The organism is Ruminococcus sporogenes (assembly GCF_054655175.1).
This window is the reverse complement of the sequence record NZ_BAAHOA010000001.1, coordinates 972,931-995,883: the sequence shown is the minus strand read 5'-3', so window position 1 is coordinate 995,883 and position 22,953 is coordinate 972,931. Positions and strand designations below refer to the sequence as shown.

Here is a 22,953-nt window from a genome sequence, read left to right as displayed (position 1 = left end):
TTTACCCATTTATTTTTTAACATTAAAATTTAAAAATGCTTCCGAAACTATTTTTTTTACATCATATATTTTTTTATTATCCTCGCCTTTTTTCATGCATATCAAATATTCTATATTTCCTTTTGAGCCGGTTATGGGAGAATAGCATAGACCGATTACCCCAAAACCGTTTTCTGATATCAGCGCAATAATTTCATTTATTACGTCTATATGAATATTTCTTGATTTAACAATTCCGTTTTTGCCGATATTTTCACGTCCGGCTTCAAATTGGGGCTTTATAAGAGCCGCTACCGTTCCTCCTTCATCAAGAAGTCTGAAAGCGCACGACAAAACATGTTTCAGAGAAATAAATGAAACGTCGACGGAAATAAACTGCGGACGCGGCCTCACATCGGACTCGTCAACTTTTCGGATATCAGTTTTTTCCATGTTGACAACGCGTTCGTCACATCTCAATTTTTCAGAAAGCTGACCGAACCCCACATCAACAGAATAAACCAACAACGCGCCTCTTTGCAGCATACAATCGGTAAATCCTCCGGTAGAGGCTCCTATATCCATACAGATTTTATTATTCAGATCAACGCGGCATATATCTATAATCTTTTCAAGCTTTAAACCGCCGCGTCCCACATATTTTAAAGTTTCACCGATAATTTTAATATCGTCTCCGTCCTTTATAAGATACGATGGTTTAAAACAAATACTGCCGTTTACCGATATATGACCTTGTTTTATAAGTTCCTTTGCTTTTTGACGGCTGTAGGTCAATCCCATTTTCTGAAGCGAAATATCAAGTCTCATTTCTCAAATTATTCCTCCATTATTTCACGAATATATGAGGCCATAGAATCACAGTCGAAGCCAAGCTTATCCAAAGCGCTTTTAACTGACGACTGCTTAATAAACTTCGATATTCCTTTAACGTGATACTCTCCCTTAAATCCGTATTCAAGAAGCTCCTTACTAAAATGCTCTCCAATGCCTCCGCTGATAATACCCTCTTCAAAGAAAATTATTTTTTCATATTCCCTAACAGAAATTATCATATTTTTTTCTAAGGGAAATATTTTAGTAAGCTTAAGTATGTCACAGCTTATGCCTTCCGAATTGAGTAAAATAAACGCTTTGTATAATTCGTCATAAATCCTGCCGTATGTAACGAGCAATACGGAGGAATTTCTCTTTGAAGAAAGCGTATACGAAACATTTAAATCCGTTTTATCAAAGCTTGTACAATCGTTTCCCCTCGGATATCTTAGACAGACCAATCCGGCTTCTCTGTAAAGAGCTTCGCTGAGACAAAGCTTTAGCTCCTCGTAGCATGACGGAGAGAATATAACTGCTCCCGGAATTGCGGTTATTATTGAAACGTCGAAAATTCCCTGATGAGTTTCACCGTCTTCACCTACTATACCGGCTCTGTCTATTCCGATAACGATATGATTGCCTACTATTGCAGAATCATGGATCATTTGATCTACAGCCCTCTGAAGAAACGATGAATATACTGCAAATACCGGAAGCTTGCCCATAGACGCTAAACCCGCACAGAAAGTAACAGCATGCTGTTCCGCTATTCCGACATCAAAAAAACGATCCTTTAACGCGCTTGAAAAGTATTGAAGTCCGGTTCCGTATTTCATAGCCGCCGTAACGGCGCATATTCTTTCGTCTTCCCTTGCTAACCGCAGAAGCTCTCTTCCGAAAATGGTAGAATAACAGTCTTCAGAAGAAATTTCCGGATTTCCAGTCATTATATCAAATTTGGATATACCGTGAAATTCTCCGGGATTTTTTTCCGCCGGAGCATAACCCTTTCCTTTAACTGTGTTTACATGAACGACTACCGGTTTATGATAGGTCTTTGCAGTAATAAGCACCTCGTCAAGAGCCTGTATATCGTGCCCGTCTACCGGTCCGAGATATATAAATCCCAGATCCTCAAAAATTGTAGTATTCGTATTTCTGTAGACTGTACTTTTAACAGTATCCTTTGACGTTTTCAGAATTTTTGCAATAGGCTTTCCTACAATAGGAGTATTTTTAAGAGCTTTTTCAACAGCCTGCTTAGTTCTGACATAGCTTTGCTTATTTCTTATGCTTAAAAGATATTTAGCGAGCGCTCCTACATTTTTTGATATTGACATATCGTTATGATTTACAATAACAATTAAATTAACATCTGATTTACCGGCGTTATTCAGCCCCTCATAAACCATTCCTCCGGTAAGCGCGCCGTCTCCCGTCACAGCCACAACATAGTCGTCCCTGCCGTCAAGCTTCATTGCCTTCGCTATACCATAGGCAGCCGAAATAGACGTTGAACTGTGTCCGCTGATAAACGCGTCATGAACCGATTCAGTCGGTTTAGTAAACCCAGATATTCCGCCTTCTTTTCTGATAGTATGAAAACGTTCAAGACGTCCAGTAAGAAGCTTATGAGTATATGACTGGTGCCCCACGTCCCATACTATTTTATCTTCCGGAGAATTAAAAGCTCTGTGAATAGCCATAGTAAGCTCCACTACGCCTAAATTAGAAGCCAAATGCCCTCCGTTTTTTGATACCGTTTCAACCAGTATATCTCTTATCTCTCCGCAAAGCTGTTTGCATTGATCAATATCAAGCTTTTTAAGATCATACGGCAAATCAAGCGCATCCAGCGCAACATGATTATTTTTCTTCATATTTTTATATTGAAACAGGAATTAAAACCCCTACCAGAATTCCAAGCGCAATACCCCCTAAAACCTCTGCCGGAGTATGTCCAAGCAATTCCTTAAAATCCTTTCCTGAAAATTTTTTAAACGAGGCTTCGCTTAATAGCTTATTAGCTTTCAGCTCCCTCCGAATTATATTAAGCTCTCTGGCATGAAGGCCGGCAGCGTACCTTACGTTTAACGCATCATAAACAACAATTATCGTAATCAAAGCTGCCAATGCAAATACAGGTGAATCTCCTCCGCATACCCTGAACGCCGCCGCTGAGGCCGCGCATACTGTGGAAGAATGCGCGCTGGGCATGCCTCCGGAACCAAAAAAGCGTTCAGGCATAAACCCGTTTCCTTTAATCGCATTGATTATTACTTTTAATACCTGCGCCGCCGCCCAAGCCGCTGCGCCGGCAATCAGAACGGGATTATATACCATAATAACACAACCTCTTTCAGATTTAAATCAAAATCTCCTGTCAAGCAAAAAGCATGTCAGCTCTTTCAAAAAAATACTGTCGTCAAACCTGTCAAGTATATCAACTGCCATATTCGTATATTTTTCCGCTTCTTCCTTTGCTTTTTCCAAGCCGTAAACAGTTACAAAGGTTGTTTTATTCTCCTGACTGTCGCTTCCCACCGGCTTCCCAAGCAGACTGCTGTCGCCTGTGACGTCAAGTATATCGTCTATTATCTGAAACGCGGCGCCGAGATATTCCGCGTATTCCTCTGCCAGACTTATTTTATTATCGTCTGCTCCGGCGCATATACATCCCATCTTACAAGAAGCTTTTATAAGAGCGCCTGTCTTCAGCGAATACATATATCTTAAATTATCGGCGCTTACATGATCGCGCTCTTCATTTTCCATATCTATAATCTGTCCGCCGATCATACCCTCGGCTCCGGAAAAACGAGAAAGTTCAGCAATAAGCCCGACGCGTTTTTCATAATCAAGATTATCCGCTCCGGCAATTATTTCAAACGGACGTATAGCCAATGCGTCTCCGGCTAAAACAGCTCTTGCTTCGCCGAATTTTTTATGACAGGACGGCTTTCCGCGTCTGTAATCGTCATTGTCCATACAAGGAAGATCATCATGAATCAAAGAAAAGGTATGTATCATTTCAATAGCGCATGCTGCTGAAACCGCATTTTTCCAATTTCCTCCGCAAATCCGGCAGAACTCCAGAACAAGAACAGGACGTATTCTTTTGCCGCCCGCCTCTAAAGAATAATCCATTGCATTAGCAACGCTTTTCTGTAACCCAAGCCTTTTTTCAAGACTGTATGCTCTGATAGCTGTTTCAACAAATTCCGTATATTCTTTCAGTCTATCCTCAGCGGCCTGATTCATTTAGCTCTTCCTCCTGTCGTGTTATTTTCAGCTTTGCCCTTTCCAGCTCGTTCCGGCACTCAGCCGCAAGCTTCACTCCGTTTTCATAAAGCTCTACAGATTTCTCTAAAGGCAAATCGCCCTTTTCAAGCTGCTTCACTATTTCAGAAAGCGAATTCATATTTTCCTCAAAAGTCATTATACCACCTCTAAGCTATCATTAATCAGTTTAACGCCGTTAATTGAAGCAATTCTGATAATTTTTATTATATTACAGAATCAGTCCGAAACATATAAGTTCGATCCAATACACTACTCATTTTCTCCGCTAATCGTAATATTTGTAACACAGGCGCTGAATTTACCCTCTGAAAGCATTATATCAACATTATCTCCTATTTTCAAGCCTTCAGTGTTAAAAAGTATTTTTTTATCCTTATAAGCAAGGGAATAGCCTCTCCCCAAAACGCTGAGCGGACTCATAGCTTCAATCTTTGACAAGACCTCTGCAAACCTTTTTTCATACTCTGCAAGCAAAGAGCGATAAGCAGATCCAAGACGATTTAACATAGCCGTTAGATTTTTTTCGTCCAACGCAAGCGAATGCTGCGGAGAGTCAGTCTCCAGTCGTACAACGATACGATCAAAAGAGTTTTGCTTTAACGTTATTATTCTCAATACGCTGCTGCGCATACGCTTTATACAATAATCTATGTTATTAGACAACTGCTCTTTAGACGGCGAAACCAGCTCTGCCGCAGCCGAAGGCGTAGGAGCCCTCATATCCGCAGCAAGATCGGATACGGTAAAGTCCGTTTCATGACCTACGGCGGAAACTACAGGTATACTGCTATTATATATACACATAGCAACCTTTTCCGTATTAAAAGCGCTGAGATCCTCCATCGAACCTCCTCCGCGTCCTACAATTAATACGTCGCAGCCGGATCTACCGGCGGCAATTATACCTCTGCAAATGGAATCCGAAGCATTTTCACCCTGCACCACTGCCGGAAAAACACATAACTCCCCCACAGGATACCGCCTTGAAAGAATATTTATGACATCCTGTAAAGCGGCGCCGGATAAGGAGGTTACAATACCTATTTTTTCAGGCATATACGGAAGCGGTCTTTTATGACTCTGATCAAATATACCCCGACTTCTTAATCTTTCCTTAAGCTGCTCTGCAGCTACGCTTACGGCGCCTGCGCCCTCCGGCTGTATATCAGTAACGTATATCTGATAAATACCGTCCCGTTCAAAAACTGATACGCTTCCCATAACTATTACGCTCATGCCGTCCTGAGGCATAAATTTCAGCCTCTCTGAATAGCTTCGAAACATTACCGCCTTCAAAGAGCTTTCGCCGTCTTTTAAGGTAAAATAAAAATGACCGGATCTATGCGCCTTAAAGTTAGAAATCTCGCCCTTTAAAAGAATGCCGTTTAGCTTTTTATCGTCTTTGATTTTAAACGATATATATCTGTTAAGCTGTGAAACTGTTAATATCAACATAATTTATTTTGCCTTCTGTATTTTTCATAAGCTATAACCGAAACCCCTGCAGCATTATCGCAAGAAAATTCCGGCTCCGCAAAAAAAGCGTCGTATTTTGATAGTATTATATTTTTAATAAGTTTATTGGACATAACGCCTCCCGCAAAAATCATCGGAAGCTTGCCATATTTTTTTACCGCTTCCTCAGCCATGCTTAAAATAGACATGCCTACATATATAAGACAGTATTTTGCTATATCCTCAGGAGGCAAATTATTTTCGAGCATTCTCCCGCACTTATTTTCCACGCCCGAAAAAGAGCAGTTACCATCCTTTATGAAAGGCTTTATATTGAAAACAGCGTCGCTTTTTTCCGCAAGCTGCTCAAGCTCTCTGCCACACGGAAAATTCAAGCCAAGCATAAGTCCTGTACGGTCTACCGCCTGACCGGCCTTCAGATCAAGCGATGTATATATAAGCTCCGCTTTAATAATATCGTCTTTATCCGGAATGCAGTAAAGACAATCGGTCGTACCTCCGCTCACATGAAACGCTATGAACGGATATTTAATCAAATCCAGCCTGCCGCACGAATAAAGGGCGGCCGCTATATGTCCGATCTGATGCGAAGTATAAACTATTTCCGAACCGCAGACTGCGGCGATCATTTCAGCAGCAGTTTTACCTGCAAGAAAACATGGCATATAAGAACCGGAAATATTTCTCGGAAATGCTGAAACCCCGACCGCCTTAACATCGCTTAAGTCTTTCAGAATCTTTTCGGATACTTCGGTCAACTGATTAATATGATGAAACAGCGCGTCACTCTGCCTTAGTCCGGAATGACCTTCCTTAACAGGCAAAAGTCTCTTTGACTGCCTTATACTTCCGTCCGCGCTGTTGAATACCGCGACCGAGGTAGTATAATTGCTTGTGTCAAATCCTAAAAATTCAGGCATTTAAGGATTTCTCCTCTGAAATATTTTTTGCAAAGGAGCTTAAAATTCCGTTTACAAAGCCCGTATCCTCCTTATAGGAGAATGCCTGTGACAGCAAAACCGCTTCGCTTATAGCGGCGTTTACGGGAGTCAATTCATCATAAAGAGCCTCATAAACAGCTATTCTCAAAATAGCAAGACTTACCTTAGGTATTCTTGAAATTGTTCTTTTAGTACTATAAAGTGAAATTATATTATCAATTTTTTCCTTATGCTCCAACACGCCGTTCACGATTTCCTTTACCTTATCTCCTATTTCAATTTCCCCGATATCTTCGGCAAGCTTATACAGCTCTTCAACCGGATCGTCTCTCAATGAGCTTTCAAAAATAATATAAAACGCGCACTCCCTAATTTCTCTTCTTGTCATATATTTCTCCGTTCCGATGATTTAAACCTGTCCGCATATTTTAACGTTCACTCTTGAAACAGTTATTCCCGTCATATTCTGCACGCCGTTCCTTACGGCCTCCTGAACTGATTCCGCACAGCATACAGCCCGGACTCCCTCTTTAAGACTCAGCTCTATATTTATTTCTGCCGCACCTCCGGAATACCTTACAAAAACATTGTCTTCTCCGCAGAACGCTCCCTCAGTTTCCGAAGCCGCCGTGGCGGCAATTTTTGAAATAACGTCCTCTGAAACCTTAAGAGATCCCTTGCACTCCTTATCTTTGGTGTTCATTCCTGTAATCCTCTCGTAAAAATTCTTCCCTGCTGATAACGCAGGCAAACTATATTCGCAGTGACTGATACTTAAATTTTTAAAATCACATATATACATTATACCACAAATTTCAGAATAAACAACCGTTTCACAGCCTAAAATATATGCAAAATTAAAAAAACAGTGCGAAAAAATTCACGCCATTCGGCAAAGCGCATATTAAACACATAGAAATTTCGTTATTTTGCACAATTATTACCGCATTAAAACTAAGACGGTTTATTGTGCTTTTAGCTAATTTATTATGTATAAATAATATCCGCTGAATTTTCCGCACTGCATTTATTAAGCTTTAATTATTTTACTTCAAATATCCGGATATTTTCTGCCGGAATCGTAACCTCGCCTAAAATTATATCCTTAATTGCCGCGGCCTGAGCTTTATCAAGACCGGCGGATTTTACAACCACCTTAGCGCTCTCGCCGTCAAGGTAAACAACGCAGTCCTCGATGCCCTGAGCCTTGACAAGAGATTCGATATTTCCCTCGCTTTCAATCAGCTTAGAAACCTCTACCGCCTGCAAGGCGTTCGTTACCATCTCGTCTTCCGTAATGTCTCCGCCGCCCATTATAGTCTGCAAGGTCTGAACGGCTTCGTCTCGGTTAGTCATTTTTTCGAGTCTTGCCTGAGCGAAATAATCTTCTGCGCTTTCGCCGTTTACAAATTTGCTCTCACCGTAGTTTTCAGCTTCGGCGTCCTCCGACTTATTTTCATCAGAGGCTTCTCCGGTAGCCGCCTCGTTATCCATAACGGCGCTTATTTCGCCGTTGGCAGTCTTAGCTTCTTTTTCAATTACGCTTCCGTCAGAAAGCGCATAGTTTACATATACTGCAATACCAAGCATCAACGTCATGCATGTAAGAATTATCTGCTTTTTTCCGATAATAACTGAAGGTTTTTTCATAAGTATTTCTCCTTTAATAATTTTTGGCTATTTAGAACCCGCAACAAAAATTTTCTGTGACGGAATATTAAACGCGGCGGCTACTGCATTGTAAACCTTTTCTTTTACAACGCTGCTTTCACCTCCTTCGCAAACAACTACCACGCCGCTAATTTCCGGATTACCTATTTTTCTCACCAACGCCTGTTTTTGACCGTTTCCTCCGATAATTACATATTTTTCATCTTTTGAAACGCTCTCGCTGTCAGTATCGACTTTTTCATCCTTAGCATAAATATACTCGCCGCTTCCGGCGGCTGTTATCATAACATCTGCTTTACCTACTCCGTCTATTTTTTCAAGAGTGATTTTTAAACGCTGCTCCATTTCCTTAACGTAGCTTTCGTAATCTGTAAGCACGTCGTCCGAAGCGGCTTCCTGCTTTACGGCTTCCTTATCCGGAATAATAAAATCCGAAAATAATATCAGCGCCATACCTGCAAGTCCGAGAATAACAATCAGCTTTGTTCCGGCGCTCTTGAATATTCCGCTTATCTTATCCACCAACGAGGCTCACCTCAACTTCCCCTAAGCTGCTTCTTATAATACTGCATGCCCTTTCATATTCCGCCCCGCAATAACCTATCTCATTAATAATTATGCCGCCGTCTGCTTCCATATTAATGTTTGCGGTAATTTTTTCATAGCTTATCCCCTGCGCTGTCAGAATACGTCCAATCTCGTCGATAACCGACTGCTCAGCCGAATACATCATAGCGTTATCCGCCGCTTCCGACATATCGCTGTAATTTTCAAGTTCCCCTACGTCGGCGGCTACCGGCAGATCAAAGCTGAAATTTCCGTTTGCGGCGGAAGTAATGATTCCTGAAATGAATATCAGTGAAAATATAAGCTTAAGCTGCCGTGAAAATCTGTCGCCGGGTTTTATAGAATCGGCAAGAGATATAACCACACTCAAAAAACAAGCGGAAAGTATCACTTTTTTAAGAAGCTCCAAAATAACCTCCTTATCCTTCGTTTTTATCGTCATGCCGTATTTGTGCATACCGTCATTATTATAGCGGTAGAAATTATAAACATAAGAGTAAAGCAAACAAGAACGCCCATTGCCGCCGATAACACGGCTCCTATATTTCCAAACAGTCTTGAAAGCTTCTGTGCTCCGAATATATCTGCCGCCGCGGAAGCGGCCGACACCGAAATCCTGTAAAGAGCCAGAGAAATGACAGGCGGCAGCAGCATAACCGCAAGGGCGGCGATTCCTATGCTTCCTACTCCGTTCCTTAGCAGCGCAATGCTGCCCCTGACTGTTGAATATGCGTCTGAAACCGCTCCGCCGACTACCGGAATACAATTAGATATAACATATTTAGCCGTTTTCGAACCCAGAGTATCCGCTGACGAACCGACTATGCTCTGAATAGACAGCAGGCCTGTAAATACGGTCATTATAAGACCGAGTCCCCAGGTAACGAGCTTTTTTACTCCGTCAAGCATTCCCTTAAGCGAAACCGCGCTGCACGACGCGTCGACAATTGCAAGACACAAACACATGCTAAGCAATGGCATAAGAATACCGTTTGCCGCCTGAATAGCAATATCCGATACCGTCAGAACCAGAACGTTATAGCCTGTAGCCGAGGTTATATGTCCTCCGGCAGCGGCGATTCCCGCAAAAACCGGTACAAAACAATTCATAAAATCAGCGCCGTCCTCCAGCGCCTCCGCCGAATTTGCCAAAACCTCGCAAATAGGCGCTGAAACTGCGGCAACTCCCGCCAAAACGCATACAAGCTCATAAACCTTTGCCGTACCCCCTTTTTTGACCGTGTCTCCGAGACTTTCAGCAAGCGCCGTCAGAACCACAACTATTCCCAAAGATACAAGAAGTCTTAACGGAGCGGTCACTTTGCTTATTACCGTATTTTTAATCAGTTTCCATAGCTCCGCAGGAGTAACAGAAAGTATGCTTGAAGGATTCTCAAAACTGATACCGTAATCCTCAAGAGTTTCTCCCGCGTAAAGCTCTTCGGCTCCGCTTGCAGAATATATTTCATCGGCAACAGAAAAATCCGCGTAAGCCGTAAAGCTCGTACAGAAAAATAAAATCACTATTAATATAAGTTTTTTCATTCCAGTATCACCGTTAATATGTCAATCAGACTTTCAAAAAGCGGTATAGCCAATATAACAAGCTGAAGCTTCCCGAAAATTTCCGCTGCCGAAGCAATAGCGGCTTCATTGCAGTCACGGCATATGTCAGACGCAAACTGAGTTAGCCAGCATACGCCCAGCGCTTTAAAAAGTATACTGACATAATCCTTTTCAAGTCCCGAATATTCCATTAGCGTATCCATCTTCTCCAAAACTGCCGGCAGTCCGTCGGCAGCATTGAAGAAAATCATCGCCGTAACGGCGATAACAAGCAGCACAGTCTGTTCCTTTGAATGTTTTTCCGTTATTTTGCACATTAGGGAAGCGCATATGCACAAACCGCATACGGATGCAATATCTCCTACCATAGTCCAAATACCGTTTTAACAGTATCAAACAAGCCGCTGATGCTGTCAATAATCATCATCAGTACTACTATCAGCCCTGCAAGCGTAGTCATCATAGCCTGCTCCTCACGCTCGGCACGCTTTAAAACAAGGTTCAGCACAGCGACAATAATCCCTATTCCCGCAATTTTAAAGATCAGATCAACGTCCATTTTTTATCATTCCTTTACTAAATTATAAGAATACCCGCCATAGCTCCGGCAAGTATGCCCATTGAACGGCAGAGCTTACCCTTAACTGCATATTTTTCAGTTTGCTTTTCAATCATTGAACCTATATTTTCGTTAAATACGGCTAAAACTGAAAGCTGCCCCTGCGTATCAGTAGTCCCTAACTGCGTTCCAAGCTGCGCTAATATCTTTTTTTCCTCCTGACTGAGACTGAAATCGGACATTACGCTTTCAACCCATATTTCACCTGCCGGCTTGCTTTTATCACAATATTTTCCCGTATGCAGAAATCCTATATCGTTATATAGATCATTATCGCCAAGCAGCAATATAATTTCTCTTACAGTAAGACTGCGGTATCTGATTAGAGTAGCTATCTCGTCAGTCATCTTCCTGAATAAAATAAGTCTTTCAAGTTTTCTTTTAATTCCTGAAGATATATTCACACCGATAGAACTGAATGCAAGAAAAATAAGAAGAACACCTGTAAGCCTAAGCATATACTTCTCCCGCTTTCTCATATTTTATTACTTTGCCTACATTTCTTCCCGTCCCAAGCGTAGCAAAGCATTCAAATATTCCGTTTTTTATTATCTCATCTATATTCTTTCTTTTAATAACATCCCGCAACCCTCCGCCGTGCACCGACGCAATAACCTTGACTCCTGTATTAGACGAGCTTAGAAGAGCCGAACAATCCTCCTCCCCGCCTATCTCGTCACAGACTACAATATCCGGCGACATAACGCGGACAGCCGTCAAAATACCCTTGGATTTCGGATATCCGTCGAAAACATCCGTCATTCTTCCCACATTATTCTGAGGCACTCCATGATAAACGGCTCCTATTTCCCCTCTTTCATCAATAACAGAAATTCTGTATCTTCCGCCCAGTATTCTGCATAAATCCTTTATTACAGTAGTTTTTCCGCTCATAGGAGGTCCGATAATAAGTAGACTTTTAAGTCCTGAGCAGAAACATTTATTATATATTTCATCGGCGCATCCGTAAGCCTGTCCTGAGATTCTGAAATTAAGACCGCTTATATATTTAAGAGTCTCTATTTTGCCGTTTTCAGTAACGGCAGTTCCGCATATTCCTACTCGGTTTCCGCCCTCAAGAGTTATGAAGCCCTCTGATATTTCCCGCTTATAGCTATGTATTGAATAGTCACAGACCGCTCTGAAGGAATATTCCATATCCTCGGGCGTAACCGGAACGCACATTTCAGAATAATCCGTAACCCCTCCCCTGCCAGTAAGAAACCGTTCCGTTCCGTATGAAACTATTCCCAAGGGGCGGTTGACTCTCATTCTGATCTCATGAATATCGTCAAAGCAAGACATCATTAATAAGGATTGTCCGATTTTCGGAGGAAAATAATTCTTCAGTTTTGAAATATTCTGTTTACAGTTCATGATTCTTCACTTCCTTTTCCGTTATAAAATTCTATGCCGTACTCTTTGCGTTTAGAACATCCATAGTTTAATACGGTAACATTTACTGCTTTAAAAGCATATTATAAAAGCATAAAGAATTTTTTATTTAACCCCTTGACAAAAAAAATTATCTGTATTATAATAATAGCATAATATTTTTAAATTCGAAGAGCAAAGGTAAGTAATCGGCAAAACGATGCTGCAGAGAGCCGAATGTTGGTGCGATTTCGGTGCATACGCTGTTTGATGAATGGATTTGTGAGAAGCATAGTGAAAGATTAATTTGAGTATCTATCGCCGTTTTCCCCACGTTACAGGGGTAGGGTATTTATGGCTTCTGGCCTGCGTATCCGAAAAAGAAAAGCAGTTTGAATTTAATTTTTTCTGCTTTTGAAATTGGGTGGCACCACGATGTCTATCGTCCCTTTTAGGACGGTAGGCATTTTTTGTTGCCTTAAACGCAAATCATACCGTGCCAAGTTTCAGAAAAGGAGTATTCTGTTATGATTTACCCAGATATTGAACAGTTAAAGAAAAATATTGAAGGTTATAAGGTACATCCGATTTTTTATGAAATCATGTCGGATTCATTTACGCCAATTCATATTTTCAAGGCTTTGCAAAGAGGAGAAGAAAACGCTTTTATTCTTGAATCTGTAAGCAACGGTGAGCAATGGGGTAAATATTCTTTTATAGGCATAAATCCACTTATGGAAGTCATTATCAATAAGGGCGACGCCTATACATTCAGCGAAGGCGGAACAACGTCCGAAAAAATTACCGATCCGGTAGAATACTTAGGAAAAATATTGCAAAACTATACGTCTCCCAGGCTTAAAAACTCTCCTAATTTAACCGGAGGATTAGTAGGCTACTTCGGATATGATACCGTAAGATACGCCGAGCCGAGTCTCAGAAATGTTCCTCCGGACGACGTTAATATGCCGGACTGTCATTTGTTTCTTTACGACGAGCTTATAGCATACGATCATTTGAACAGCAAGGTTATTATTATAAAAAACATCAAAGCTGACAGAAATATTGAAAAACAGTATAGTGAAGCTCTGAACCGCTTTAAAAAGCTTGAAGACAAAATAAATTCTTACTTTGAAAGACCGCATTCCCCGGGTAAGCTAAAAGATTTTGAAGTCAGCTCTAATATCTCAAAGGAGCAATTTATTGAAAATGTAAACAAAGCAAAAGAGCATATTGTAAACGGCGATATATTTCAGATAGTACTTTCTCAGCGATTTGAAATCGAAAATCCTCCTGAAAGCTTTAACGTTTACAGGCTTCTCAGAGCCACAAATCCTTCTCCATATCTATATTATTTCAAAAGCAGCTCATACAGCATAGCCGGTTCCTCTCCTGAAATGCTTGTGAGCGTAAAGGACGGAATCGTTAAAACAAAGCCGATTGCCGGAACTATGCCCAGGGGTAAAAATGAACAAGAGGATAAGCAGCTTGAAAAGCGTCTCAATGAAGACTCTAAAGAAAGAGCAGAACATACAATGCTGGTCGACCTTGGCAGAAATGATGTAGGTAAAGTATCAAAATTCGGAAGCGTTGAAGTAACCAGCTTTATGAAAACAGAAAAATATTCAAAGGTTATGCATCTTGTTTCTGACGTCAAAGGAGAGCTAAGAGAGGATAAAACGGCTCTGGACGCGTTACTGGCGGTACTTCCCGCCGGAACTCTTTCAGGGGCTCCAAAAATAAGGGCTATGGAGCTAATCGACGAGCTTGAGAATAAGCGCAGAGGTCTTTACGGCGGAACAATCGGCTATATCGGATTCGACGGAAATATTGACACATGTATAGCAATCAGAACAGTACTTTTTAAAAATAACAAAGCGTATGTCCAGGCCGGCGCAGGGATAGTCCATGATTCAGTCCCGGAAAAAGAGTTTGAGGAAACAAAAAACAAAGCGTTGGCTATGATAAACGCAGTCAAGGAGGCGTCGGCATTATGATTTTAATGATAGATAATTATGATTCTTTCACTTATAATCTCTACCAATTTATCGGAGAACTAAGCAGTGATATTAAAGTAGTAAGAAACGACTGCATCACTATTAAAGAAATTGAGAAGCTGTCGCCGCAGGCAATTATTATTTCACCCGGTCCCGGATACCCTAAGGACGCCGGAATCTCAGTTGAAATAATCAAAAGATTTTCCGGTAAACTGCCGATATTAGGTATCTGTCTGGGACATCAGGCTATATGCGAAGCGTTCGGTGGAAAAATCATCAGAGCCGACGAGCTAATGCACGGAAAATCAAGTTTGATTAAAATCAGCGATTCATCTGCAATTTTTAAAGAGCTTCCAGAAACTATTGAAGCGGCAAGATATCATTCGCTTATAGCCGAACACGCTTCCCTCCCCGATTGCCTGACAGTTACCGCATACGACTCCTCCGGCCAGATAATGGCGGTCGAGCATAAGGAGCATAAAACCTTTGGATTGCAGTTTCATCCAGAATCAATTCTTACGCCGCACGGTAAAATTATTATAAGAAATTTTCTTTATACCATTAATAATATTGAACTAAACAAAGAAAACATACCTGAGCCTGAAATGCCTAAAACATTACTCAAGCCGTTCATTGCCAAGGCTGCCGACGGAATCAATCTTACGTGCAACGAAGCAATGCAGGCTATGAATATCATAATGAACGGAGAGGCTACGGACGCTCAGATTGCCGGATTTTTAACGGCTTTGCGAATAAAGGGCGAAACTGTGGACGAGATAACCGGTTTCGCAAAAATAATGAGAGAAAAAGCCAAAACAGTCGAAGGCTGCCGGGACGCTGTCGATATAGTAGGAACGGGCGGAGATCTTGCAAATACATTTAATATTTCCACTACCTCCTCGTTTGTTATAGCCGGCTGCGGAGCAAAGGTAGCAAAACACGGAAACCGCAGCGTTTCAAGCAAAAGCGGAGCCGCCGATGTTCTTGAAAGTCTGGGAGTAAAAATATCTTCATCTCCGGAACAGGCTAAAAATATGATTGACAACATCTGCATATCTTTTCTGTTTGCTCAAAACTACCACGGTTCAATGAGGTATGTCGGTCCGGCAAGACGGGAGCTTGGAATAAGAACCGTTTTTAATATACTCGGCCCCCTTGCAAACCCGGCAAATACAGATTATATCCTTCTTGGCGTCTATGACAGATCTCTTCTTGAGCTTATGGCAGGAGTTCTTATAAATCTGGGAATAAAAAGAGCTATGCTTATATATGGAAATGATAAACTGGACGAAATATCAATTTCTGATACAACTTCCGTATGCGAAATAATGAACGGTAAAATTTCAAGCTACGAAATAAATCCCGAGGATTACGGAATGAAGCTTGCAGACAAAAATGAAATTGTCGGAGGCACCTCGGAAGAAAACGCCAAAATCACACTTGGAATTCTTAAAGGAAAAATTAAGGGCGCCAAACGCGACATAGTTTTGCTCAATGCAGGCTGCGCTCTTTATATCGCCGGAAAAGCCGACAATATATCAGAAGGAATAAATCTTGCCAAAGCGTCCATAGACGGCGGATGGGCGTATTCGAAGCTGCAGCAGCTTATTGAATATTCCAATAAATACTGAGGTGCGATATGATACTTGACGATATAATAGAAAAAAGAAAAATACAACTGGAAAGAGAAAAATCCTCAGCGCCGCTAAAACAAATTAAAAAAAGAGCTTTAGAAATAAAAACTCCTGTTAAGGATTTTTATTCAGCGCTTAAAGGAAATAAGCTTTCCGTTATTGCAGAAGTGAAAAAAGCCTCTCCTTCAAAATCTGTTATAAAAGAAAACTTCAATCCGGTTGACATAGCGGTCAGCTATCAAAAATCAGGCGCCGACGCTATATCCTGCTTAACTGAAGAATTTTTCTTTCAGGGAAAAAGCGATTATTTGAAAAATATAAGAACGGCAGTTGATATACCCATATTGCGTAAGGATTTTATTTTTGACGAATATCAGATTTACGAGGCAAGAGCAATCGGAGCCGACGCCGTTTTACTGATCGCCGCTATACTGGATACCGATACAATGCTTAAGTTCAAATATATTGCTGACAGCTTAGGAATGCATTGCCTTTTCGAAGCCCATAACAGTACGGAATTAAATAACATACTTAAATGCTCTCCAAAGATAGTGGGCATAAACAACAGGAATCTTAAAACCTTTGAAGTAAGCCTTGAAAACACCAGAAAGCTTGCGTCGATGATACCTGAAGACTGCGCGATCGTTTCAGAAAGCGGTATTTCCCTCAATGCAGATATGATTTTTGTGAAAAACTGCGGAGCGGACGCCGTTCTGATAGGCGAATCTCTGATGAGAAGCGAAAATATATCTGAAACATTAAACAAGCTGAGGAAAGACGTATGATTATAAAAATCTGCGGAATCAGACGTCCTGAAGATATAATCTATGTAAATGAGTTCAAACCCGATTATATCGGATTTGTATTTGCTGAATCGAAACGCCGTATAACTGCTGAAAATGCGGCTGAATTAAAAAAAATGCTTTCCCAGGAAATAAAAGCAGTCGGCGTTTTTGTGAACTGTCCTATTGAAAGAACAGCGGAAATACAAAAAACTGTCGGACTCGACGTTATTCAGCTTCACGGAGACGAGAATATAAGCTATTTACAAAAGCTTAAAAGTAAGGTAAAATGCGATATATGGAAAGCCGTAAGAGTCAGAAATCAATATGATATAGAAAAAGCAGACAACATTGGAGCGAATATGCTCCTGCTTGACGCTTTTTCACCGGACAGCTACGGCGGAACCGGAAAAACAGCAGATACGGAAATTATTAACAAGGCTCGATTTAAAACGCCGTTTTTTATTGCGGGCGGTTTAAGCTGCGGTAACATAAAGCGCGTCATAAGTCAGGTTTCACCTGATGGAGTGGATATTTCAGGCGGCGTTGAAACTGATGGTTTTAAGGACAGAGAAAAAATTAAAAATATAATCAATATAGTTAGGAGTGTAAACCTTGAATAAAAAAGGTAAATTTGGTATTTACGGCGGACAGTATGTACCTGAAACAGTAATGAACGCCGTTTGCGAGCTTGAAAAGGCTTATGAATTTTATAAAAACGATAGGGATTTTCAGGAGGAGCTTAAGGCTCTTTATAAGGACTACGCCGGAAGACCGTCAATGCTGTATTATGCAGATAAAATGACCAAAGATCTCGGCGGAGCTAAAATATACATTAAAAGAGAGGATCTAAACCATACGGGCTCTCATAAAATCAACAACGTACTCGGACAAATACTGCTTGCCAAAAAAATGGGTAAAAAGCGTGTTATAGCGGAAACCGGCGCCGGTCAGCACGGTGTCGCCACCGCCACTGCGGCGGCTTTATTCGGTATGGAATGCGAAATATATATGGGAACTGTCGATATGGAAAGGCAATCCCTCAACGTTTACCGTATGCAGCTTTTAGGCGCTAAGGTAACTGCCGCTGAAAGCGGTACTAAAACGCTTAAGGACGCCGTAAACGAAGCTATGAAGGATTGGGCAACAAATATTGAAACAACTTACTATCTTATCGGATCTGCAATGGGCCCTCACCCGTACCCTCAAATGGTACGCGATTTCCAAAAAATAATAAGCGAAGAAATTAAGGAACAAATTCTTAAAGCTGAAAATAGGCTTCCCGACTGCGTTATTGCCTGCGTCGGAGGAGGCTCGAACGCTATCGGCGCATTCTATGACTTTATCGAAGACAAAAACGTACGTCTGGTCGGCGCAGAGGCTGCCGGAAAGGGAGTTGAAACTAAAATGCATGCCGCTACTCTAACAATGGGAAGAGACGGAATTTTCCACGGCATGAAATCTATATTTCTGCAAAATTATGAAGGTCAGATAGACGAGGTTTATTCCATATCGGCAGGTCTTGATTATCCCGGTATTGGCCCTGAACATGCAAATCTTTATAAATCCGGCAGGGCTGATTACGTTGCCGTAACGGACGAAGAGGCTGTTTGCGCATTTGAATATCTTTCCAGAACAGAAGGCATTATACCGGCAATTGAATCGGCTCATGCAGTTGCAGCCGCTATGAAAATTGCGCCTAAAATGGATAAGGATAAAATAATGGTAATAAACCTTTCTGGCAGAGGAGATAAAGACGTTTACCAGATTGCAAGATACAGAGGGGTAGATATCAATGAATAGAATAGAAAAAAAATTCAACGAACTTAAAAATCAGGGAAAAAAAGCTCTTATAACGTATGTAACCTGCGGAGACGGCGGGTATGAAGCTACGGAAACGGCGGTTTTTGAAATGGAAAGAGCGGGCGCCGATATAATAGAACTTGGAGTCCCGTTTTCCGATCCTATCGCAGAAGGTCCCGTAATACAGGCTGCGAGTATCAGGGCGCTTTCAGGCGGAGCTACTCTTGCGGGAATTTTTGATATGATAAAAAAAATAAGAAACAAAACTGATATTCCTTTAGTTCTTATGCTCTATCTTAATTCTATTTTCGGTTTCGGAACAGAAAGATTTTTTGAAATATGCGGTGAAATAGGAATTGACGGAGTTATAGTTCCCGATATGCCGTATGAAGAAAAGGAAGAAATTCAGCCCTTTGCAGATAATCATAATATAATTTCAATAAGCCTTGTGACTCCGACCTCAAAGGACAGAATACAAAAAATCGCTTCGTCCGCAAAAGGCTTCGTTTATTGCGTATCGTCTACAGGCGTGACCGGTATGAGGTCATCTTTCCATACAGATTTCAGCAGATTTATTTCAGATATAAGAAAATATACAGACAAGCCATGTGCAATAGGATTCGGCATTTCAAACGCTCAACAAGCACATGAAATAAAGAAATACTGCGATGGAGTAATCGTCGGTAGCGCCGTCGTTGACATAATTGGTGAAAATTCAAAAAACTGTGCAAAACCGGTTTATGAATTCACATCATCGCTTAGAAAAGCTCTTGACGAATAGGAAGGAGCGCACTATGGGAACGAGCGCATCAGAAATTTTTGATTTACGAAATTTATACTATTACAAATCAGGCAATTCATTTACAGGAAGCTTAAACGGGTTCAACTACAAAATTATTCCCGGTTCGGATCATATTACAGCGCAGTTTTGGCATGGCATGCTTTGTTCTGACGCTGCAGAAATAGAACAAGAAAAAAAATTTCCGTTTGATGAAGCCGGCTTTGATGAAATGATAAAATGGCTTGAAACCAAATATACAAATGAAAAATAAAGTAAGCGGACTCTTTCGTCCGCTTATTACATTATTTTCTGAAATAATGGTTTTTTATGCTGTTTATTTCATTGACATTTATAACTATTGTGATATAATTACCTATATAAATATATGTAATATTTAAATTTAATTTTATATTGAGGTAGCTTATGTCAAGTAATATAGATCTTTTGATTGACTGGTTTAACGATACGATAATTTCTTATGGAAACGATAAACAATTACTAATAAAAAAATATGATTATTTTATAGAAAAATGGAATTATTATTTACACGATCTTGATTATAAAGAACAAAAGGTTTATATGCGAATTAAAAAGAAAATTGATAAAAAGGTAAAATTGCAATTAAAATAATTATATTTTTCAAAATTCTATTGATTTTTTACTTTTTATATGATATAATTGTTATTGTTAGTTTTTACATACTATGTATGTGACGCATAAGGAGACGTATTGAAGCGGTCATAACGAGCTTGACTTGAAGTGCGATGGGCTAAAGGCTGTTTTATCCGCCGCAAACTCCCGTAATACAAGGGTTTTCAGTGAGTTCGAAAAGTGAATATTTCGTTGTTCTTTCCGTCAATTCTTTCCAAAATGCTTTTTGTTTGTAAAATGTGCTATAAAAGTAGCAATTTGAAAGAATTTTGCGGATAAACATAGATGGAGATGTATCGAAGAGGTCATAACGAGAACGACTCGAAATCGTTTTGGCGTGATGAGCGCCACGTGGGTTCGAATCCCACCATCTCCGCCAAAAACAAAGCTCACAAGCGGTTTTCCGTTTGTGAGCTTTTCTTATGTCCAAACGGCAATGGAGAGTTCTCTCCTAAAAATAGGCTGTTTTCTCCTAAAAAATATCACTACTCGAACTCCATTTCTATGTATTCGGCGTATCCATTATATCTGATACGCCTCTTTTTGTCAGCAAATTGCATCCAAAGCTCCGCTTAATCCGTTTACCATAGCATCAGCCGAGGACAATTTTGAATTATAGTACAGATGTGCATATACATTTGCTGTGGTCCCATTGCCAAATAGTAACACACTTTCGTATGGTTGAGAATTAACGTAAAAACGCCTTAAAACAGGCTTCTTTTGTCCTTCAGTGGTTCATCGAGCAGTTTTTGTAATATATGTAAATTTCCCTGAGCTGTACCTCAACATAAGCCTCAAGTGTGATATACTCAATAAGCTCCAGACACATTTCACGGGTAAGTTCCTGTACATCGGTGTACTTTTTCAGACGTTCCATAAACAGGGTCACATCTTCTGCATCCTGTCTGATCATTAAGAATTTTTCTTCCAGATCAGAAACCTCTAAGGATAATTCCTTTTGTTCAGCTTCGTATTTTGTGAGCAGCTTCATTGCTACATCCTCAAAAACTTTGCCGAGAACTTTGTCCTCATAAATGCTCTGAATAAGTGTATCAAGTTCATTTAAGCGGAATCTGCCTTCTTTGAGTTTCCTGGTGTCATCCGAATACTGCTCCTCATGATGATTTGTTTTGTGAGTGAGAAACTTTGATTTGGCTTTATCTTCGTCCTCTACCACAAGCTGTGCAAGGCTTCGGATGTCCTCAAGCACAACACGTTCCATATCTTCCATCTTAATATAATGACTCGGGCAATAACGTTTGCCGTATTCCAATGGTCTTGTGATTTTTATAGCTGACCGTAGTCGTGCAGAGCTGAACAAGGTGTTCAAGGTAAGTGTAGTTGTGAAGTATCTGTCCTTACCGATCTGCCAACCTCGATATAATTACGACCAAAGCGGCTGAGGTCTTTGCAAATAATCAGGTTTATTTTTCCCAACTGAGCATCGGACAGCAACCTCTGCAACGCTGGCCTGTCGAAATCCGTACCACTCCAGCCATCATCAACGTAGGTATCAACGAAATTCCACCTTGTTCTTTAACATATTTGGTGAGGATAAGTTTCTGATTTTCTATTGACAGGGTTTCGCCGGCACGCATATCCTCCTGCGAGAGACGAACGTAAATTCCTGCATTGTAAATGGTCTGCTTTGCCATAGTAACTCATTTCAAATAAAAGCAGTACCATACCGACACTTTGATTATAGCGCAAAATGTCGGTATAGTCAATGCTTTGCCGACAAATTACGCAAGTGTTTCTTTTACGGCTCTTTCAAAGGCGAGCCTATTGATCACTTCGTCAATATTTTTCTCTCCGACGAATCGGCTGTGAACGATGTACTTCTTTCCATCAAACTTATACTCCTTTAGGATTATAAAATCAACTATTTAGATAAGTTATCAAAAGAAAAATTTTAGGTTATACTATAAGTAGTAATTGACTAATCAGTCAATATGAAACGAGGTGTCTGAAATGGAAATTAGCGAACGTTTATATTACTGGAGAAATCTTAAACGAATAAGCGTGTACAAACTTTCAAAACTGAGCAGAGTTTCCGAAAACCATATCCCAAATCTTGAAAATGGAAAGAAACAACCTACAATTAAAACTCTTCAAGCTCTTACCGATGGTCTTAATATAACGCTCTCAGAATTTTTTAATACTGAAAATGACGATATAATATATCTATCGAAAGGTGAACGAAAAATTTTAGATTTCTATAGACGATTGCCTAAAGACAAAGCGGATATACTCATAAACTTTTATGAGCAAATGAGCGCTGAATAACACTTTTACAGATAAATAACGGCGGTATCATTTTGATACCGTTGTCTTTTCATCAATTTGTATCAGCATTTTCCAACTCAACCGCCGACATTCCATAAGCATAATCCATCTTCTCTTTCTCCAGCTTATCAGAAAGGCAGATAATCTGTGTGAACAGGTCTGAACGGACAGGGAGAGTATCATCTTCATTTCACCCAGCACAGCTATTGTCTGTGTCTTATCCTTACAGCCAAGAGCCTGCAAAAGCATTCTCTCCTCAGCTGTAAGTACGCTGTTCATCATGAGCATATTATCAATCCTCCAATTATAATTTAGGCTCTTCTGGGACTTTGGTTTTTCAGTTTCTGGAGCTTCTGCCGCAGGAGCATTTTTGCCAGCGAATTTTTCTTCATAAGCATTCCTCAACGCAAAACATAATTTACCATATCTGTTCTGGGAGCAGTATGAGAAAAGGCTTTGTTTTTAGGGTTTGCTCTCGTTTTCTTTTCTGCCTGCTTTACGGGAACTGGCTCGCCGAAAAATGTGAACTGTTCTCCCTGTTATTCGCAAATATAGGCTCGTCAACAGTAAGCTTTGGCTTTTCGTCAAGGTATTTGCCCTTGTCGATAAGGTCGACGGTAAAGCTCTGCACCAAGTCCCAGCTTAGCTTCGACTCCTGTACGGGAAAGATAACTACCCTCCCAAACAGT

Annotated in this window: 29 protein-coding genes, 1 tRNA gene, 1 pseudogene and 1 other annotated feature; of the genes and pseudogenes, 10 read left to right on the top strand and 21 right to left on the bottom strand. The window is 40.6% G+C overall.

The window, feature by feature from the left end; genetic code table 11:
• Positions 1–9: 9 nt before the first annotated feature.
• The 17 genes from ACYQ0N_RS05435 to ACYQ0N_RS05355 all read right to left on the bottom strand — a co-directional run bounded on the left by ACYQ0N_RS05435 (position 10) and on the right by ACYQ0N_RS05355 (position 12,333).
• Entirely contained in the window at positions 10–807 is a 798-nt protein-coding gene (locus tag ACYQ0N_RS05435; RefSeq protein WP_177531448.1) for a TlyA family RNA methyltransferase, read from the bottom strand.
• An 8-nt stretch (positions 808–815) separates the two neighbouring features.
• Positions 816–2,693, bottom strand: a complete 1,878-nt coding sequence (gene dxs / locus ACYQ0N_RS05430) for a 1-deoxy-D-xylulose-5-phosphate synthase (protein WP_177531447.1) — start codon at positions 2,691–2,693, stop codon at positions 816–818.
• A 4-nt stretch (positions 2,694–2,697) separates the two neighbouring features.
• Positions 2,698–3,156: a divergent PAP2 family protein gene (locus ACYQ0N_RS05425; RefSeq protein WP_177531446.1), complete on the bottom strand. Its 459-nt coding sequence runs from the start codon at positions 3,154–3,156 to the stop codon at positions 2,698–2,700.
• Between the two features lie 27 nt (positions 3,157–3,183).
• A complete protein-coding gene (locus tag ACYQ0N_RS05420) occupies positions 3,184–4,074 on the bottom strand; it encodes a polyprenyl synthetase family protein (protein WP_177531445.1) in 891 nt (296 codons plus the stop codon).
• A complete protein-coding gene (gene xseB, locus ACYQ0N_RS05415) occupies positions 4,058–4,252 on the bottom strand; it encodes an exodeoxyribonuclease VII small subunit (protein WP_177531444.1) in 195 nt (64 codons plus the stop codon). The genes ACYQ0N_RS05420 and xseB overlap by 17 nt, the downstream gene beginning before the upstream one ends.
• Positions 4,253–4,365: 113 nt before the next feature.
• Positions 4,366–5,571 (bottom strand): exodeoxyribonuclease VII large subunit, encoded by a 1,206-nt coding sequence (gene xseA / locus ACYQ0N_RS05410; protein WP_177531443.1) that lies wholly within the window; start codon positions 5,569–5,571, stop codon positions 4,366–4,368.
• Positions 5,565–6,512, bottom strand: coding sequence for a tRNA (adenosine(37)-N6)-threonylcarbamoyltransferase complex transferase subunit TsaD (locus ACYQ0N_RS05405; protein ID WP_460162048.1), 948 nt, complete (start codon positions 6,510–6,512; stop codon positions 5,565–5,567). Before ACYQ0N_RS05405 ends, xseA begins: the two co-directional genes overlap by 7 nt.
• Positions 6,505–6,921, bottom strand: coding sequence for a transcription antitermination factor NusB (nusB, locus tag ACYQ0N_RS05400; RefSeq protein ID WP_460162047.1), 417 nt, complete (start codon positions 6,919–6,921; stop codon positions 6,505–6,507). Before nusB ends, ACYQ0N_RS05405 begins: the two co-directional genes overlap by 8 nt.
• Before the next feature lie 21 nt (positions 6,922–6,942).
• On the bottom strand, positions 6,943–7,236 hold the full coding sequence (locus ACYQ0N_RS05395; RefSeq protein ID WP_460162046.1) for an Asp23/Gls24 family envelope stress response protein: 294 nt from the start codon (positions 7,234–7,236) through the stop codon (positions 6,943–6,945).
• A 338-nt stretch (positions 7,237–7,574) separates the two neighbouring features.
• A complete protein-coding gene (locus tag ACYQ0N_RS05390) occupies positions 7,575–8,183 on the bottom strand; it encodes a SpoIIIAH-like family protein (protein WP_177531439.1) in 609 nt (202 codons plus the stop codon).
• A gap of 27 nt (positions 8,184–8,210) precedes the next feature.
• Entirely contained in the window at positions 8,211–8,726 is a 516-nt protein-coding gene (locus ACYQ0N_RS05385; RefSeq protein WP_460162045.1) for a stage III sporulation protein AG, read from the bottom strand.
• Complete coding sequence (locus ACYQ0N_RS05380) at positions 8,719–9,180, bottom strand: hypothetical protein (protein WP_177531437.1); 462 nt, start codon at positions 9,178–9,180, stop codon at positions 8,719–8,721. The genes ACYQ0N_RS05385 and ACYQ0N_RS05380 overlap by 8 nt, the downstream gene beginning before the upstream one ends.
• 29 nt (positions 9,181–9,209) lie before the next feature.
• Entirely contained in the window at positions 9,210–10,316 is a 1,107-nt protein-coding gene (locus ACYQ0N_RS05375; protein WP_460162044.1) for a stage III sporulation protein AE, read from the bottom strand.
• Complete coding sequence (locus tag ACYQ0N_RS05370) at positions 10,313–10,705, bottom strand: SpoIIIAC/SpoIIIAD family protein (protein WP_177531435.1); 393 nt, start codon at positions 10,703–10,705, stop codon at positions 10,313–10,315. The genes ACYQ0N_RS05375 and ACYQ0N_RS05370 overlap by 4 nt, the downstream gene beginning before the upstream one ends.
• Positions 10,699–10,896 (bottom strand): stage III sporulation protein AC, encoded by a 198-nt coding sequence (spoIIIAC, locus tag ACYQ0N_RS05365; RefSeq protein WP_177531434.1) that lies wholly within the window; start codon positions 10,894–10,896, stop codon positions 10,699–10,701. Before spoIIIAC ends, ACYQ0N_RS05370 begins: the two co-directional genes overlap by 7 nt.
• A gap of 17 nt (positions 10,897–10,913) precedes the next feature.
• Complete coding sequence (locus ACYQ0N_RS05360) at positions 10,914–11,414, bottom strand: stage III sporulation protein AB (protein ID WP_177531433.1); 501 nt, start codon at positions 11,412–11,414, stop codon at positions 10,914–10,916.
• On the bottom strand, positions 11,407–12,333 hold the full coding sequence (locus ACYQ0N_RS05355; RefSeq protein WP_177531432.1) for an ATPase, T2SS/T4P/T4SS family: 927 nt from the start codon (positions 12,331–12,333) through the stop codon (positions 11,407–11,409). Before ACYQ0N_RS05355 ends, ACYQ0N_RS05360 begins: the two co-directional genes overlap by 8 nt.
• 179 nt (positions 12,334–12,512) lie before the next feature.
• Positions 12,513–12,783 (top strand) — a binding site (T-box leader).
• A gap of 74 nt (positions 12,784–12,857) precedes the next feature.
• Between ACYQ0N_RS05355 and trpE the strand changes: the two genes are divergently transcribed.
• The 9 genes from trpE to ACYQ0N_RS05310 all read left to right on the top strand — a co-directional run bounded on the left by trpE (position 12,858) and on the right by ACYQ0N_RS05310 (position 20,357).
• On the top strand, positions 12,858–14,327 hold the full coding sequence (trpE, locus tag ACYQ0N_RS05350; protein WP_460162043.1) for an anthranilate synthase component I: 1,470 nt from the start codon (positions 12,858–12,860) through the stop codon (positions 14,325–14,327).
• Positions 14,324–15,958 (top strand): bifunctional anthranilate synthase component II/anthranilate phosphoribosyltransferase, encoded by a 1,635-nt coding sequence (locus tag ACYQ0N_RS05345; RefSeq protein ID WP_177531430.1) that lies wholly within the window; start codon positions 14,324–14,326, stop codon positions 15,956–15,958. Before trpE ends, ACYQ0N_RS05345 begins: the two co-directional genes overlap by 4 nt.
• 8 nt (positions 15,959–15,966) lie before the next feature.
• A complete protein-coding gene (trpC, locus tag ACYQ0N_RS05340; RefSeq protein ID WP_460162042.1) occupies positions 15,967–16,746 on the top strand; it encodes an indole-3-glycerol phosphate synthase TrpC in 780 nt (259 codons plus the stop codon).
• Positions 16,743–17,366: a phosphoribosylanthranilate isomerase gene (locus ACYQ0N_RS05335; protein WP_177531428.1), complete on the top strand. Its 624-nt coding sequence runs from the start codon at positions 16,743–16,745 to the stop codon at positions 17,364–17,366. The genes trpC and ACYQ0N_RS05335 overlap by 4 nt, the downstream gene beginning before the upstream one ends.
• A 49-nt stretch (positions 17,367–17,415) precedes the next feature.
• Positions 17,416–18,546, top strand: coding sequence for a tryptophan synthase subunit beta (gene trpB / locus ACYQ0N_RS05330; RefSeq protein ID WP_460162181.1), 1,131 nt, complete (start codon positions 17,416–17,418; stop codon positions 18,544–18,546).
• Positions 18,539–19,327: a tryptophan synthase subunit alpha gene (trpA, locus tag ACYQ0N_RS05325; protein WP_460162041.1), complete on the top strand. Its 789-nt coding sequence runs from the start codon at positions 18,539–18,541 to the stop codon at positions 19,325–19,327. Before trpB ends, trpA begins: the two co-directional genes overlap by 8 nt.
• Before the next feature lie 13 nt (positions 19,328–19,340).
• Positions 19,341–19,598, top strand: coding sequence for a hypothetical protein (locus ACYQ0N_RS05320; RefSeq protein WP_460162040.1), 258 nt, complete (start codon positions 19,341–19,343; stop codon positions 19,596–19,598).
• Between the two features lie 152 nt (positions 19,599–19,750).
• Positions 19,751–19,957: a hypothetical protein gene (locus ACYQ0N_RS05315; protein WP_177531424.1), complete on the top strand. Its 207-nt coding sequence runs from the start codon at positions 19,751–19,753 to the stop codon at positions 19,955–19,957.
• Positions 19,958–20,265: 308 nt separating this feature from the next.
• Positions 20,266–20,357, top strand: a tRNA-Ser gene (locus ACYQ0N_RS05310).
• Between the two features lie 348 nt (positions 20,358–20,705).
• On the opposite strand, the gene ACYQ0N_RS05305 is transcribed toward ACYQ0N_RS05310, so the two are convergent.
• Together ACYQ0N_RS05305 and ACYQ0N_RS05300 are read right to left on the bottom strand one after the other, a co-directional pair.
• Complete coding sequence (locus tag ACYQ0N_RS05305; protein WP_460162039.1) at positions 20,706–21,200, bottom strand: DUF4368 domain-containing protein; 495 nt, start codon at positions 21,198–21,200, stop codon at positions 20,706–20,708.
• Between the two features lie 143 nt (positions 21,201–21,343).
• Positions 21,344–21,633, bottom strand: a pseudogene (locus ACYQ0N_RS05300) (recombinase family protein); the annotation flags it as partial.
• A 316-nt stretch (positions 21,634–21,949) separates the two neighbouring features.
• Between ACYQ0N_RS05300 and ACYQ0N_RS05295 the strand changes: the two are divergent.
• Entirely contained in the window at positions 21,950–22,264 is a 315-nt protein-coding gene (locus ACYQ0N_RS05295; protein ID WP_460162038.1) for a helix-turn-helix domain-containing protein, read from the top strand.
• Positions 22,265–22,291: 27 nt separating this feature from the next.
• On the opposite strand, the gene ACYQ0N_RS05290 is transcribed toward ACYQ0N_RS05295, so the two are convergent.
• Entirely contained in the window at positions 22,292–22,552 is a 261-nt protein-coding gene (locus ACYQ0N_RS05290; RefSeq protein WP_460162037.1) for a hypothetical protein, read from the bottom strand.
• A 208-nt stretch (positions 22,553–22,760) separates the two neighbouring features.
• On the bottom strand, positions 22,761–22,895 hold the full coding sequence (locus ACYQ0N_RS05285; protein ID WP_460162036.1) for a hypothetical protein: 135 nt from the start codon (positions 22,893–22,895) through the stop codon (positions 22,761–22,763).
• Positions 22,896–22,953 lie beyond the last annotated feature (58 nt).

What these genes read in the sequence shown, in the direction of transcription:
- ACYQ0N_RS05435 (WP_177531448.1), bottom strand. Translation starts at nt 807, where the DNA reads ATGAGACTTGATATTTCGCTTCAGAAAATGGGATTGACCTACAGCCGT.
- dxs (WP_177531447.1), bottom strand. Translation starts at nt 2,693, where the DNA reads ATGAAGAAAAATAATCATGTTGCGCTGGATGCGCTTGATTTGCCGTAT.
- ACYQ0N_RS05425 (WP_177531446.1), bottom strand. Translation starts at nt 3,156, where the DNA reads ATGGTATATAATCCCGTTCTGATTGCCGGCGCAGCGGCTTGGGCGGCG.
- ACYQ0N_RS05420 (WP_177531445.1), bottom strand. Translation starts at nt 4,074, where the DNA reads ATGAATCAGGCCGCTGAGGATAGACTGAAAGAATATACGGAATTTGTT.
- xseB (WP_177531444.1), bottom strand. Translation starts at nt 4,252, where the DNA reads ATGACTTTTGAGGAAAATATGAATTCGCTTTCTGAAATAGTGAAGCAG.
- xseA (WP_177531443.1), bottom strand. Translation starts at nt 5,571, where the DNA reads ATGTTGATATTAACAGTTTCACAGCTTAACAGATATATATCGTTTAAA.
- ACYQ0N_RS05405 (WP_460162048.1), bottom strand. Translation starts at nt 6,512, where the DNA reads ATGCCTGAATTTTTAGGATTTGACACAAGCAATTATACTACCTCGGTC.
- nusB (WP_460162047.1), bottom strand. Translation starts at nt 6,921, where the DNA reads ATGACAAGAAGAGAAATTAGGGAGTGCGCGTTTTATATTATTTTTGAA.
- ACYQ0N_RS05395 (WP_460162046.1), bottom strand. Translation starts at nt 7,236, where the DNA reads ATGAACACCAAAGATAAGGAGTGCAAGGGATCTCTTAAGGTTTCAGAG.
- ACYQ0N_RS05390 (WP_177531439.1), bottom strand. Translation starts at nt 8,183, where the DNA reads ATGAAAAAACCTTCAGTTATTATCGGAAAAAAGCAGATAATTCTTACA.
- ACYQ0N_RS05375 (WP_460162044.1), bottom strand. Translation starts at nt 10,316, where the DNA reads ATGAAAAAACTTATATTAATAGTGATTTTATTTTTCTGTACGAGCTTT.
- ACYQ0N_RS05370 (WP_177531435.1), bottom strand. Translation starts at nt 10,705, where the DNA reads ATGGTAGGAGATATTGCATCCGTATGCGGTTTGTGCATATGCGCTTCC.
- spoIIIAC (WP_177531434.1), bottom strand. Translation starts at nt 10,896, where the DNA reads ATGGACGTTGATCTGATCTTTAAAATTGCGGGAATAGGGATTATTGTC.
- ACYQ0N_RS05360 (WP_177531433.1), bottom strand. Translation starts at nt 11,414, where the DNA reads ATGCTTAGGCTTACAGGTGTTCTTCTTATTTTTCTTGCATTCAGTTCT.
- ACYQ0N_RS05355 (WP_177531432.1), bottom strand. Translation starts at nt 12,333, where the DNA reads ATGAACTGTAAACAGAATATTTCAAAACTGAAGAATTATTTTCCTCCG.
- trpE (WP_460162043.1), top strand. Translation starts at nt 12,858, where the DNA reads ATGATTTACCCAGATATTGAACAGTTAAAGAAAAATATTGAAGGTTAT.
- ACYQ0N_RS05345 (WP_177531430.1), top strand. Translation starts at nt 14,324, where the DNA reads ATGATTTTAATGATAGATAATTATGATTCTTTCACTTATAATCTCTAC.
- trpC (WP_460162042.1), top strand. Translation starts at nt 15,967, where the DNA reads ATGATACTTGACGATATAATAGAAAAAAGAAAAATACAACTGGAAAGA.
- ACYQ0N_RS05335 (WP_177531428.1), top strand. Translation starts at nt 16,743, where the DNA reads ATGATTATAAAAATCTGCGGAATCAGACGTCCTGAAGATATAATCTAT.
- trpB (WP_460162181.1), top strand. Translation starts at nt 17,416, where the DNA reads ATGAACGCCGTTTGCGAGCTTGAAAAGGCTTATGAATTTTATAAAAAC.
- trpA (WP_460162041.1), top strand. Translation starts at nt 18,539, where the DNA reads ATGAATAGAATAGAAAAAAAATTCAACGAACTTAAAAATCAGGGAAAA.
- ACYQ0N_RS05320 (WP_460162040.1), top strand. Translation starts at nt 19,341, where the DNA reads ATGGGAACGAGCGCATCAGAAATTTTTGATTTACGAAATTTATACTAT.
- ACYQ0N_RS05315 (WP_177531424.1), top strand. Translation starts at nt 19,751, where the DNA reads ATGTCAAGTAATATAGATCTTTTGATTGACTGGTTTAACGATACGATA.
- ACYQ0N_RS05305 (WP_460162039.1), bottom strand. Translation starts at nt 21,200, where the DNA reads ATGGAACGTGTTGTGCTTGAGGACATCCGAAGCCTTGCACAGCTTGTG.
- ACYQ0N_RS05295 (WP_460162038.1), top strand. Translation starts at nt 21,950, where the DNA reads ATGGAAATTAGCGAACGTTTATATTACTGGAGAAATCTTAAACGAATA.
- ACYQ0N_RS05290 (WP_460162037.1), bottom strand. Translation starts at nt 22,552, where the DNA reads ATGCTCATGATGAACAGCGTACTTACAGCTGAGGAGAGAATGCTTTTG.